Source organism: Paenibacillus silviterrae, assembly GCF_030167925.1.
GTDB lineage: Bacteria > Bacillota > Bacilli > Paenibacillales > NBRC-103111 > Paenibacillus_G > Paenibacillus_G silviterrae.
Map to the genome: position 1 here is coordinate 650,934 of NZ_JASKUT010000001.1, position 12,338 is coordinate 663,271.

The 12,338-nt window shown below is 50.6% G+C and carries 12 protein-coding genes; 9 read left to right on the forward strand and 3 right to left on the reverse strand.

Going from position 1 to position 12,338, the window contains the following annotated elements; translation table 11 throughout:
• The first annotated feature begins 212 nt into the window (after nt 1–212).
• Complete coding sequence (locus tag QMO62_RS02625; RefSeq protein WP_284638560.1) at nt 213–1,517, forward strand: glycosyltransferase family 39 protein; 1,305 nt, start codon at nt 213–215, stop codon at nt 1,515–1,517.
• Between the two features lie 119 nt (nt 1,518–1,636).
• Here QMO62_RS02625 and QMO62_RS02630 read toward each other — a convergent pair whose 3' ends face one another.
• From QMO62_RS02630 to QMO62_RS02640, 3 genes are read right to left on the reverse strand one after another with little or no spacing between them, the layout of a single operon-like run.
• Nucleotides 1,637–2,458 (reverse strand): tetratricopeptide repeat protein, encoded by an 822-nt coding sequence (locus QMO62_RS02630; protein WP_284638562.1) that lies wholly within the window; start codon nt 2,456–2,458, stop codon nt 1,637–1,639.
• 13 nt (nt 2,459–2,471) lie between these two features.
• Nucleotides 2,472–3,320, reverse strand: coding sequence for a 1,4-dihydroxy-6-naphtoate synthase (locus QMO62_RS02635; protein WP_284638564.1), 849 nt, complete (start codon nt 3,318–3,320; stop codon nt 2,472–2,474).
• Nucleotides 3,317–3,970, reverse strand: coding sequence for a futalosine hydrolase (locus QMO62_RS02640; protein ID WP_284638566.1), 654 nt, complete (start codon nt 3,968–3,970; stop codon nt 3,317–3,319). Before QMO62_RS02640 ends, QMO62_RS02635 begins: the two co-directional genes overlap by 4 nt.
• A 174-nt stretch (nt 3,971–4,144) precedes the next feature.
• Here QMO62_RS02640 and QMO62_RS02645 point away from each other — a divergent pair, with 174 nt between their 5' ends.
• From QMO62_RS02645 to QMO62_RS02680, 8 genes are all read left to right on the forward strand, one after another.
• On the forward strand, nt 4,145–5,482 hold the full coding sequence (locus tag QMO62_RS02645; protein WP_284638568.1) for a DUF1800 domain-containing protein: 1,338 nt from the start codon (nt 4,145–4,147) through the stop codon (nt 5,480–5,482).
• A gap of 12 nt (nt 5,483–5,494) precedes the next feature.
• Nucleotides 5,495–6,748, forward strand: coding sequence for a DUF1501 domain-containing protein (locus tag QMO62_RS02650; RefSeq protein ID WP_284638570.1), 1,254 nt, complete (start codon nt 5,495–5,497; stop codon nt 6,746–6,748).
• Nucleotides 6,749–6,879: 131 nt separating this feature from the next.
• The gene (locus QMO62_RS02655) at nt 6,880–7,536 is read left to right on the forward strand and encodes an SGNH/GDSL hydrolase family protein (protein ID WP_284638571.1); all 657 of its coding nucleotides are present in this window, start codon (nt 6,880–6,882) and stop codon (nt 7,534–7,536) included.
• Nucleotides 7,537–7,540: 4 nt separating this feature from the next.
• Nucleotides 7,541–8,218 (forward strand): rhamnogalacturonan acetylesterase, encoded by a 678-nt coding sequence (locus QMO62_RS02660; protein WP_284638572.1) that lies wholly within the window; start codon nt 7,541–7,543, stop codon nt 8,216–8,218.
• 16 nt (nt 8,219–8,234) lie between these two features.
• On the forward strand, nt 8,235–9,602 hold the full coding sequence (locus tag QMO62_RS02665) for an MFS transporter (RefSeq protein ID WP_284638573.1): 1,368 nt from the start codon (nt 8,235–8,237) through the stop codon (nt 9,600–9,602).
• A 187-nt stretch (nt 9,603–9,789) separates the two neighbouring features.
• On the forward strand, nt 9,790–10,053 hold the full coding sequence (locus QMO62_RS02670; protein WP_284638574.1) for a hypothetical protein: 264 nt from the start codon (nt 9,790–9,792) through the stop codon (nt 10,051–10,053).
• Nucleotides 10,054–10,059: 6 nt separating this feature from the next.
• Nucleotides 10,060–10,335, forward strand: a complete 276-nt coding sequence (locus QMO62_RS02675) for a hypothetical protein (RefSeq protein WP_284638575.1) — start codon at nt 10,060–10,062, stop codon at nt 10,333–10,335.
• 122 nt (nt 10,336–10,457) lie between these two features.
• Entirely contained in the window at nt 10,458–12,203 is a 1,746-nt protein-coding gene (locus QMO62_RS02680) for a sensor histidine kinase (RefSeq protein ID WP_284638576.1), read from the forward strand.
• Nucleotides 12,204–12,338: the final 135 nt, after the last annotated feature.

Genomic DNA, 12,338 nt, shown 5'->3' on the forward strand with positions numbered 1-12,338 from the left:
CCATCGGATTTATGATAATTTTAGCTGATATCGTAAGATTTTCAGTCATAAAACTAGCAGAACTGAAGTAAATTATAGAAAGATTACCAGTATTGTTGTATAATGAATTTGTGAAAAAACTATGAAGAAAGCAGGAAAATCGTCGATTCCTGTCGAATGTATAATTTGAGATTCCCAATCTACGATAACTTTCCTTTGGAGCTGTGTGTGAAATGAACCGATGGCTGCACATTTTTCATAAATACAAAGATAAAGAGTTCATTTACATCATTCCCATTGTCCTTATGTCGATCAAGGTAAGGCTTGATTATGTCCTATATCGGTTTCACTCCGGCAAGGGGATCCCCTACTCGGACGACAGCCAATGGTACTTAAATTATGCAAGCGCTTTAATGAACAATTGGAAGATCGGCTTGCACATGAACGATATCTTATATTTAGGATATAATCTGTTACTTACACTATTAATGGCTTTGTTTAAGGATCCGAAGGTTGTTGTCATCATTCAAGCGGTTACGGCCGGTCTCAGTGTAGTACTTGTTTACCAAATCGCACGCATTCTTTTTAACCGGCTGACGGCGATTATCGCTTCCTTATTTTTTTATGATATATGGGGCATTACGATGTGGGCGTCGTATATTTTAACGGACAGCTTTTTTATTAGCTTGCTATTGCTATGTATTTATTTGCTCTTGATGGCATTTGAAACGAAAAAAAAGGCATACTTCGTTTTATTCATCGTTTTTTCCATATACATGCTTGTATTTAGACCAACAGGCGTAGTATCGCTGGCGTTCATCCTCTTCTATATTATGTACCGTAAGCGGCTTAATGTTTCAGTGATAGCCTCTTTTATCAAGAAACACAAGTATATCGTAGGAAGTGCAGCTGCTCTGCTCGCTGCGGTAAGCATTTATTTGGTAGCCGGTCATAAGCTCACTCCGCTGATCGCTTCGATTCAGTTTAATGCCAAGATGGTATTATACAATATTTATGCCAAGGGCTGGATATACGATAGGGCGTCCTCTTACGATTATGCGTATCGGCCTGATTACCGGATCGATATCATGAATAGTCTAGTGCTCAGCTATATGATTCATAACTGGGATCATATTATGGTGCTGTATGGAAGAAGAGTTATTGCTTTTCTAGGCATGTGGGTTTGGAAAACGGATGTCACTCATGTGAGGGGAATAGTAAAGCTGTTCTATAACCTGCTGCCGACCTTCTTATTCATCGTCGGGACAGTAGCAGCGATTGTAAACGGCATCTTCCGCCGGACATCGATCATTTGGTTTACTTTTTTTGCAGTCTTTGCGTTTTGTATCGTCTTGTTTATCGACGGGATGTATCGCTATAAGGCTCCAGCACTTCCATTCATCGCTATCGCGGCGGGATATGGCGCGGAACGGCTGCTTTATTTGGCTTACCTGCTTGCTAAGCAGTTCAGCAGGAAGCCAGTGGGGAAGCTGGTACAGCTGTGGGATAAGAAGACCAATTGCGATTGGTTAGCGTAAATCAAGAAATATAAAAAAGCCGCTGCATCCCGAACGTTGACCGTTTGGGGCAGCGGCGTGTGCTTTACTGCCGATTTCGTATCCTTAATTTGCGTATGCCATCTCGGCAATTGAGCAGTTTACCTGCTTCCAGCGTCCGAATCCCACGCAGAGATTTGCTCCTCCAGCATCTCGCGGCGCACGGAGGTGATCATCGAAGGCTCGTAGGCGAGCCCTTGCCGCATCACCTCAAGCGAACGCTCCGCATCCCCAAGCTGCCGAAGCGTAAGGCCGAAGTAGTAATAAGCTTCGGCAAATGTCGGCTTCAAGGCCATGAGCTTCTCATAAATCTCTTTCGCTTCTTCATACCGGCCGAGCATGAAGTAGGTAAAGCCGAGATTATCGAGAATGGTCTTATCCGCATCGTTGTATTCATAAGCCTCACGATTGAATTCCAGCGCCCGCGTCAATTCGCCGCGCATCACATAGAATAAACCGAGGTTGCCGTAGACAATGGAGGTTTTGTAGGACGGATAGATGTCCTCCATCATCCGAACGGCCTCCTCCTGGCGTCCAAGCATCCAAGAGGCTAATGCGTAATTGACCTTAGCGTTCATGTCTTCACCCCGGTTTAGAGGCTTCGACATCACTTGCTCCAGAAGCCTGGCCGCTTCAGCGGGTTCGCCCGCCTTCAACAGCACGAAAGCCTGCGAGATTAAAAAGCCCGGACGCTTACCGAGCTGGTACGCCTTACCGAAGCGCTCTGCCGCACCCTTCCAATCCTGCTTGGCGTACAACCCGTTCGCCTGAACGGAGTAGTATACCGCGCGAAGCTGATAAGCGATGATGAAGAGCAGTACGGCTAGACCTGCTAAGCCGACCCACAAATTCCAGCGAAATAACAGGATGAGTACGATCACGGGAACCGCAATCGTGATTAGTATTTTCAGCCACGGCTTCATCCCCTGCGTCCTCCTATGACAGCCTTAGCAAGGCTGGATCGATAGGCGGCACCAAGCCTTCGTCGGCAGCTCTCGTTAACAGGGAGGCAACCGCCGCATAACCGTCTTCCCCGAGATCGGCGGTAAATTTGTTCACATACAAATCAATATGGGCTTTGGCCACGTCAGGTGACATTTCTTGAGCATGCTGCATCACATAATCGCGCGAAGCCTCGGGGTTAGCCCATGCGTACTCAACCGAAGCACGAGCCCATCCTGCAATGGACTTCAAATCAAGCGAGCGTCTCGCGATAATGGCACCCAGCGGGATCGGAAGGCCCGTATCCTGCTCCCACCATTCACCCATATCGGCCAGCATCGTTAGACCGTAGGAGCCATAGGTGAATCTGGCTTCATGAATCACGAGACCGGCATCCACCTTACCGTCGCGGACAGCCGGCATAATTTCGTGGAACGGCATGACGATCACTTCGCCCACGCCGCCCGGTACCTGCTGCGCAGCCCATAGCCGGAACAGCAGATACGCGGTCGATTTCTCGCTGGGAACCGCTACCGTGCGTCCGCTTAGTACGGAGCCGCCCTTCACCGAGGCCTCCGGATCCTTCGCAAGCACCAACGGACCGCAGCCCCGTCCTAATGCTCCGCCGCAGGGCAGCAAGGCATACTCGGACAGCACCCACGGCAAAGCGGCGTACGATATTTTCATTACATCCAAGCCGCCGCCGTCTCCCGCAGCCAGCTTGTTCGTAATATCGATATCCGCGTACATCACCTCCAGCTTGGGGGCGCCAGGGATCAGACCGTGGACCCATGCATGAAACACAAACGTATCATTCGGACAAGGGGAAAAAGCGATGTTCATTTCCATACCTCCTGTAGTGCTTTACTTGCTGATTCCAGTGCCGCCAGCGCATCGCCGATGCGCCACGCAGCGCGGTCCCTTGGACCTACCGGGTTCGAAATCGTTCGAAGCTCCAGTGCCGGGATGCCGAAGGCTTTGGCTGCGGAAGCCACACCGAAGCCCTCCATCCCTTCGGCACAGGCGCCTGTAATACGCTGCTGCAGCTCTTCAGCGGTTTCAGCCGTGCCCGTTACCGTAGACAGTGTAAGCACCGGCCCTACAACGACCTTCAGCCCAGCCGCGTTCAGCTCCTCTACCGTTCGGGAGAGCCACTCCGCATCCGCCTCCAAGCGGGAGGAGCCGAAGCCAAGCTTGTCCAGACTTTGAAAGCCCTCCCTGCTCTCCGCTCCCAGATCAGCGGCAACCATCTCGCTCGCTACAACAATAGAGCCGATCGAGGCTTTTCCAGCATAGCCTCCGGCAATGCCGGCGCTGACCACAAGCTCATACTTGCCGGCAGCTAGCAGCTTGGTAGTATGGATGGCGGCTTCAACAGGGCCGACACCTGCGACAGCCACCTCTACAGACGGAAGTGAACCGAGTCCGCGCAGTACGGCGTCGCGTTCTCCCTCCACAGCCGTCATAATCAGTACCTTTTTCTTAGGAATCATAGAAAGTCTCCTTAGGCTTACGATAAGTTCATACCTTCTATTATATCATCTTGTGGGAAGCCATCCAAAGCGGAGCATAAGAATAGAAATTCATTGAAATTTGATTACTAGGTTGTAAGCGAATTCATATATAATAAAGTTACATGCTGACAAATGTGAGGGGCGCGGTTCATCATGACATGGTCGGATCTGGAGATTACGCATTTATTCATGCGGGCATCGTTCGGAATTAGCAAGGAAGAGGCTGAGCTGGCACTGCAGCTGGGGAAGGAAGAGACGGTGCGGCGCTTGGTGAGCGGGGAATCGCTGGACGGCGGCTTCGATTACCTGCCTTCGGCCGGTGAAGTGATCGAGAGGGTCAATGAACAAAAAGGGAAGCTGGGCGCACAGATGCTGTTGGCTCAAAACCAATGGATTTATCGGCTTATACATACGCGAACCCCTTTTATCGAAAAAATGACGCTGTTCTGGCATGATCATTTCGCCACCAACGCGAAGAAGATTGATAACGGCGAGCTTATGGTGACCCAGAATGAGCTGTTTCGGACCTTGGCTGCAGGTGACTTCAAGGAACTCATCCGAAAAATCAGCCGCGACCCTGCTATGCTGATCTGGCTCGATGCCAATCAGAATCAGAAGGGAAAGCCGAATGAGAATTATGCCCGCGAGCTAATGGAGCTGTTCACCCTGGGTATCGGACATTACACGGAGAAGGATGTTAAGGAAACCGCCAGAGCCTTCACCGGCTGGAGAGCGGACAAGAAAACCGGAGAGGTGCAATTTAGGGAAAAGCTGCATGATAACGGGGAGAAGCTGATACTAGGAGAAACCGGCAAATGGAACGATATGGATGTAATCGATATCCTTTTCCGTCAGCAAGCGCTGAGCCGGTATATTGTAAAAAAGCTTCTGACTGCTTACGCTGCGCAAAGTCCTTCGCAAGAATGGATTGAACGTCTTGCCGAACGTTTCCGAGAGCGATATGTTATCGGCGATGTGCTTACGGCCTTATTCTTATCCCCCGAATTTTGGGAGCCGGAGCAGCGTCAAGGCTTGGTGAAAGCGCCTGTGGACTATGCGATCTGGATTGTGAGAGCCTTCGGTCTTCAGATGGAGAACAGCAAAATCAACAGCGCCTTAAAACAAATGGGGCAGGAATTATACTACCCGCCTGATGTCAATGGATGGCCTTCCGGAGAAGAGTGGCTTGGCTCGAACAGTCTTCTAGCCAGATACCGTTTCGCGGAAACGGCTGCGGGCCTTGCGGTGAAGGAACGGAGGTACCCCGAACATCTGGAAACCCCATTCAAGTCGGGGGACGCCGGAGCGGAGGCATGGGTCGATGCCTGGATTGCTCATTTACGGCTGACTCCGATATCGGCAACGACAAAGGAAGCGCTGATCCGGTATTTGACCGATTCGGGTAAGGTAACGGCAGGCAAGAAGAATGCCACGATGCTCAAAGGCTTGATCCATCTGATACTCATAAGTCCGGAAGCTCAGATGAAATAGGGGGAGTAGAATATGAATCGAAGGCAATTTCTCATCCGCAGCTCGTCCTTCATTGCAGCTTTAACTGCCGGGGCTTGGGCAACCCAGCTTCCCTTAAAGGCAGGAAATATGGAGAATATGACGACTTCGTCTGCAGCTACCGAAGGCAAGAGAGCTCCCGTCCTGGTCATCGTCCAATTGGCCGGCGGTAACGACGGCATCAATACGCTGATCCCTTACGGACAGGGAGCTTATTACGATGCAAGGCCGACGCTCGCCTATAAGGAAAAGGAGATACTTGACCTCAACGGCCAAGTAGGGTTGCATCCAAGCCTGCGAGGGCTTAAAAAACTGTGGGATGAAGGAAAGCTGGGCATTGTGCAGGGAGTGGGGTATCCGGAACCGAACCGTTCCCATTTCCGGTCTAAGGATATATGGCAAACGGCGGTTCCCGAGCGGATCGAGACGAGCGGGTGGATCGGACGTTACTTGGAATCGGCATTATCGAAGGATCCGAATCCTCTTAAAGCCATTGAAATCGGCAAATATTCCTCCAAGGCGCTTCAGACGGGCAATGTCAGCGCTCCGCTGCTGAAGTCGATTGAATCATACCAATGGTTGAATCCGAACACGCCGAATGATCAAAAGAACCGGCTGGCAAGGGCATTTCAGTCCATGTACGGATTGCAGCTGAACAATACGAAAATTCAGGTGACCGCGAGTCGAGGCACGGATGCCTATTCCAGTGTCAGCGCCATCCAATCTTTGGTATCGCAATATGACAATCGTACGGAATACCCGGCCGGTGCCTTCGCAGAGGATTTACGGCTTGTTGTCAAGCTTCTTTCCTCAGGCTCGGGAACCCGAGTATTCTGGACTGAGCTGGACGGCTTCGACGATCATGCCGACGAACGGGGCCAGCATGCGGAATTGCTATCTGTGTATGACAATGCGATCAGTGCCTTTTATCGGGATCTTGAGCTGCACGGGCTGGCGGAGGATGTGGTTGTCCTGACCTTCTCTGAGTTCGGCAGAAGGGTGAAGGAGAACGGGACAGGGGGGACGGACCACGGTGCGGCAGCCCCTGTGTTTCTGCTCGGGGGACGCGTGAGCGGAGGCATGTACGGGGAATATCCAAGCTTGACCAAGCTGGATAACAACGGCGATTTGAAGTACAACGTGGATTTCAGGTCCATCTACGCCTCCTTGCTGGACGGCTGGCTTGGCGGTGACGGGAAGGAAATTTTGGGAAAGAGCTACGAGACGTTTCCATGGTTTCGTTCGTAAAAATAGGCAGACGGCACTTTGCACGGTGCGGTCTGCTTTTCATTTTTTGAGGACTTGTTGAAAAGGATTGTGGTATACTTTGGTAGTTGGTTTTATGACTAAAAGATCGAAATGTAAACGGAGGAGAAGCTATGATTTTCGGTGCGAATGAGAAGCTGGTTATGATCGGAGATTCCATTACGGACACGGATCGCAAGAGGCCGCACGGCGAGGGGAGGAACGATTCGATCGGCAAAGGTTACGTGTCCGTGGTCAACTCCTTGATTCAGACGGTATATCCGGAGCTGGCGCTCCGTATTATCAATATGGGCATTAGCGGAAACACGGTGCGTAATTTGAAGGAAAGATGGCAAACGGACGTGCTGGATCTGAAGCCGGATTGGGTTTCTGTCATGATCGGGATCAATGACGTTTGGCGTCAATACGATCAGCCGCTGATCACGGAATCACACGTGTACATTGAAGAGTATAGGAACACACTGGAGGAGCTCATCGTTACGACGCTTCCGAACGTCAAAGGCGTGATTCTTATGACGCCGTTCTATATCGAACCGAATCGCTCGGATGCGATGCGCCGCTCGATGGATCAATATGGAGAGGTAGTCAAAGAGCTTGCAGCCAAGCATGATACGAAGTTCGTCGACACACAAGCTGCGATGGATGCGATTCTTGGCCATATTTATCCGGCGGCACTGGCTTGGGACCGGGTTCATCCGAGCTTGATCGGTCATACGGTATTGGCTAGAGCGTTCCTCCGTGCTGTAGGTTACGACTGGAATAAAGAATAGGGGTATGGACACAATGAAAGTTTATATTGCCGGAGATTCAACGGCGGCTACTTATCCGGCGGATAAGTCTCCAATGGCCGGATGGGGACAGATGCTGTCTCTCTTTGTAGATGACTCGGTTCAAGTTCAGAATGAAGCGATGTGCGGTAGGAGCTCCAAGAGCTTCCTCGAGGAAGGGCGATTGAAGCCTATTACCGATACGATCGGTAAAGGGGATTACCTGTTTATCCAATTCGGGCATAACGACCAGAAGACCAATGAACGATACACGGATCCGGCGTCGACCTATCCGGAGCGTCTTACCAAGTATGTAGACGCGGCACGGCAGGCAGGGGCGAATCCTGTATTACTGACCTCGGTCGAAAGACGACATTTTGACGAGCAGGGAGAGCTGAAGGATACGCATGGAGACTATCCCGAAGCGATGCGCAAGCTGGCCGCACAGCTTGAGGTTCCGCTGTTAGACGCTCAGCTCCTTACGCGACGTTTGTATCAATCCTTAGGACCTGAGAAGTCGAAGCAGCTCTTTACTTGGCTTCAGCCGGGAGAGCATCCGAACTACCCGGACGGGGTAGAGGACAATACACATTTCAATGAGACAGGGGCAAAAGAAGTAGCCGCCCTCATTGCCAAAGAGGTTGCTGAACAAGGATGGCCTCTCTCCAGCCATGTCAAGCTATAGGGAGGTGAAAGACCGTATGCAGAGCGCTGTCCGCACACAGGAAAAAACCGCCGGCGCGAAGGCAAGCTTGGTTCAAGCCTTATGCTTCGTATTATTTTTCTCCGTCATGAATGCTACCATGTTCAATGTGGCGTTGCCGGATATCGCCTCTTCCTTCCGACTTAGTCCATCCTCGGTCAGTTGGATCGTTACGGGATATTCCATCATCTACGCACTGGGTTCGCTCATGTATGGCAAGCTGGCGGATAAATATCCGCTGAAACGGCTTATAACAATAGGCTTACTTATGTTCGCGGCCGGTTCGGCGCTGGGCTTTTTCGCGCATACGTACCCATTGGTGCTGGCAGCAAGGTTCATTCAAGCCGCAGGGGCCTCCTGTGTGCCGGCCCTCGTGATGCTCATTCCGGTAAGATTCTTTCCGCCGGAACAGCGGGGGCGGGTGATGGGGGTCATCGCTTCTACCATCGCTTTCTCCTCAGGGGTCGGACCGATTGTCGGAGGATTTATCGCCGGTCATTTTTCGTGGAATTCATTATTTTTGATCTCGCTTGCCGCTCCCGTCGTGCTGCCTTTTATTCGAACATCCTTGCCGGATGAAGATGTGCGTGAGGGTGAGAAGATCGACCTGATCGGAGCAGGGTCGCTTGGCGCCGCCGTTTCTACGTTCATGCTGTCGGTCACGCAATTCAATTTCTGGTGGCTGCTTGCCAGTGCGGCATTGTTTTCCTTTTTCTTTATCCGAACCCAGAAAGTATCCAATCCGTTTATTCGGCTTTCCTTGTTCCGTCTGCAGGGGTTTCGCTCCGGATTGATCATCGGATTTCTCGCGATGTTTACGGTGTTCGGCATTTTCTTGACTACTCCGATCATGCTTCACTATTTGCATCAGCTTTCGGCGCAAGCCATAGGGCTCACTCTATTCCCTGCCGCGATGGCGGCCGCTCTGATGGGGCGTGTAGGGGGCAAACTGGTCGACCGGCGCGGCAGCAAGTATACATTATATGTTGCCTTCAGCTTGCTTTCCTTCGGTCTGCTGGCATTATCCGTTGTAACCGGCCTGTCGGTTGTCGCGGTGGCCTGCGCGCTGCTGTTCGTCAACAGCTCCTTTACCTTCGTTCAATCGGCGCTGGCTAAGGTAGTATCCTCTGCGCTTCCCAAGGAACAAACAGGAATTGGCATGGGCATCTACAACCTGACGAACTTTCTGGCGGGTGCGATCAGCGGAGCTGTGATGAGTAAGACCGTCGAGTTCGATTGGAGCGGGTGGAATGTGTTAGCAATCCAGCATCCGTCGACCTACGGAACCATTTACTTTCTGCTGGCGGCGCTCGCCGGGCTCAATATTTGGCTAATTCACCGCAAGCTGGAAAGTAACGTCAGCTAGACTGCCGAAAACGTTCAAGCCCTGGCCTCCTGCCGGGGCTTTTTTCTGTTCTGCGCCCGGGGAATTTTATGCGGTTTTTATATAGGGTTTCGACAAGGTTCCTTCCGAGGTTTCGAGCAATTTTTCGGACGATATCCGTTATACTATGAATATAAGGTTTTCATATAGAAATGGTAGGGAGATGCGAATGTCATATGTAGAGCATATTAATCTAGCGAACGATCATGGTCATGTGTATTGCTGCTTAAGGAACAAAATCGTCACGTTAAGCGCTGAGCAGATCGACCGCTTTTGTTCCGGCTGCATGATGAATCGCGGCTTTACGCCGGGCTTCAGCGTACATTGCTATTGGAAGGATGCCAGAGTGCTCGAAAGTCCGCATATCGTGCAGGACCCCGGATCGGAATATGCCGGGATGCAGCGCCGCAAAACCAATGCCCCGAGGAGGTAAACGCAGTTGATCAGCGAGAAATTCAAGCCGAGAGTATTGTGGTTTATTAATGAAGAGATCGAATCGACCTTACGCCATCTCGAAGGCGGTTTAATCAGCAAGGATCAAGCGATTGGAAGCTTGAATACGATTTACCGGATCGCCTCCAGCATCGAATCGACCGAGCATATGCGAAGTATTTGCCAAATTACCTCCTATATTCGGAGCTCGCAGCATTATTTCCGGCTGTTGACATATTATCGGCGTTCCTATTATGGTGAAGTCAGTGGAGCACAGGCATAAGGCTGCCTGTGCTTTTTTTGTATGCGGGAAACTTTTTCTGAGGAATTTCCATCTCTTCACTGTCGATTTGTGCTATAATTTATCAAAGTTAACCAACCATAGATATAATTGGGGTGATATAGGTGCCCGCCACGAAAAAGGGGAAGTTCATCACCGTCTTTGTTATCATCTTCTTTTCTACCATTCTCCTAAACAATATATTGTATTTTCTCACGACGACAGAGATGCTGGAGCGCAGCTCACAGAAGGAATCGGAGATGATTGCCGGGGATTTACGCAGTGCGATCAATCGTTATCATACCTCGGCAAGATTCGTTGAGGATCTGGTCGGTCAAGAGCTGAGGGCGGCGGCCGTAGCGGCGAAGCTCGCCTTGCCTCCGCAAGCGAAAGACGTCACCAACGAGCAGCTGGCCGAGCTAAGCGAGGCATTGGGCATATCACATATCACTCTATTTCAACGAGTGAACGGTGATATCGTCGGAGTGAAGTCATCCGACCCTAAGGAGATCGGTCTGAGCACCAAGGGCTGGACATTTTGGTTTACTGCGTTTCAGCAGCTCCTTGATCATAAGGAAGTCACGATCCCGGAAGGCCAGAAGCTGAAATATTACTGGTCCGGGCCGATAGAGCACGCAGCAACGGATCCGACGTATATTGATAAGTGGGGCTATTATTATGACGGAACCACGGACTACATTATCAACCCCTTTGTCCATGAAACGCAGATCAAAGAATTCGAGAAGCTCGTAGGACACGATCAGATTGTCAAGGAGGTTCTGGCTGACAATAAATTTATTTTGGAAGTAACGGGCTTTAACCCGAAGTTCTTTGGCAAAAGCATACCGCAATACGAAGGGCAGAACGGGGCGAAGTTCACTTCCTTATATGAGAAGGACATTTATTTCGGCAGCTATGAATACAAGGATCCGGCGGATGTGGAAACGGTTCAGACGGCGATCGGCTCCAAAGAGGTTGTGACCTTCTCGTCAACGGTGAATGGCAAGCGTTTGATTAAAAGCTTCATTCCTGTAACGGCGGATACGGATATCGTCGGGAAGGAGTTTCCGTATGTGATCAGCATCGTTATGGATTACGCCGAGATTCGCAAGCAGCTGGAGGCGCAAATTATGAACGCCTTCTACATCATAGTGCTGGCTACAATCCTCAGCATCATTTTTGCAAGCATCTACACTAGAATTATACGCCGCACCAAGGAGGATGCGGTCCAGTTGACACAGGACCAATTCATCGTCGATATGAACAAAATGTTCACGACCATTCGCGGGCAGCGTCACGATTTCATCAACCATGTACAAACCATCTATTCGTTAATCTCTTTAAACAAATTTGCGGAAGCGAAGTCGTATACGAAGGAATTCGTGGATGAGATTCTGGAAGTGAATGATATCATCCACATTCACCATCCTGTAATTGCGTCTCAGGTGCAGGCGAAGGTAGCGATGTCGATTACGAGGAAAATTCGCTTCAGTCACGAGTTTCACAGCCTGAATCAAGTTTCCTTGAACGCGCTTAAGTCCGTAGATATTGTCAAAATTATCGGCAACCTCGTGGACAACGCTTTCGATGAGGTCGTTAAGCTGCCTGCCGATTCCCGTTGGGTGGAGCTGAAGGGCTGGGTAGAGAAGGATGTGCTGTGCCTCAGTGTCTCCAATCCCTGCTTGACCGTTCCGGATGAAGCTTCATTAAAGCAAATGTTTCAGCCGGGCTTTTCAACCAAAAGGAAGGGCGAGCATTCCGGCCTCGGCCTATCGATTGTTAACGACCTCCTGCATCAGTATCGCGGAGGCATCCGGGTCACTACAAGCGCCGATACGATCACCTTCCACGTACGGTTGCCTCTGGGATAATAAAAAAATGGAGGCTGCACACCTAAGTTGGGATCATTCCGCTAAGGCTGCAGCCTCATTTTTATTCCAAGGGATAGCTCTAGACACCTCTTGGCGAATATGCTAAAGTCTAGGCAAACGGGTAGATGCACAAAT

Coding starts and splice junctions, on each gene's coding strand:
- QMO62_RS02625 (WP_284638560.1), top strand. CDS start 213: ATGAACCGATGGCTGCACATTTTTCATAAATACAAAGATAAAGAGTTC.
- QMO62_RS02630 (WP_284638562.1), bottom strand. CDS start 2,458: ATGAAGCCGTGGCTGAAAATACTAATCACGATTGCGGTTCCCGTGATC.
- QMO62_RS02635 (WP_284638564.1), bottom strand. CDS start 3,320: ATGAACATCGCTTTTTCCCCTTGTCCGAATGATACGTTTGTGTTTCAT.
- QMO62_RS02640 (WP_284638566.1), bottom strand. CDS start 3,970: ATGATTCCTAAGAAAAAGGTACTGATTATGACGGCTGTGGAGGGAGAA.
- QMO62_RS02645 (WP_284638568.1), top strand. CDS start 4,145: ATGACATGGTCGGATCTGGAGATTACGCATTTATTCATGCGGGCATCG.
- QMO62_RS02650 (WP_284638570.1), top strand. CDS start 5,495: ATGAATCGAAGGCAATTTCTCATCCGCAGCTCGTCCTTCATTGCAGCT.
- QMO62_RS02655 (WP_284638571.1), top strand. CDS start 6,880: ATGATTTTCGGTGCGAATGAGAAGCTGGTTATGATCGGAGATTCCATT.
- QMO62_RS02660 (WP_284638572.1), top strand. CDS start 7,541: ATGGACACAATGAAAGTTTATATTGCCGGAGATTCAACGGCGGCTACT.
- QMO62_RS02665 (WP_284638573.1), top strand. CDS start 8,235: ATGCAGAGCGCTGTCCGCACACAGGAAAAAACCGCCGGCGCGAAGGCA.
- QMO62_RS02670 (WP_284638574.1), top strand. CDS start 9,790: ATGTCATATGTAGAGCATATTAATCTAGCGAACGATCATGGTCATGTG.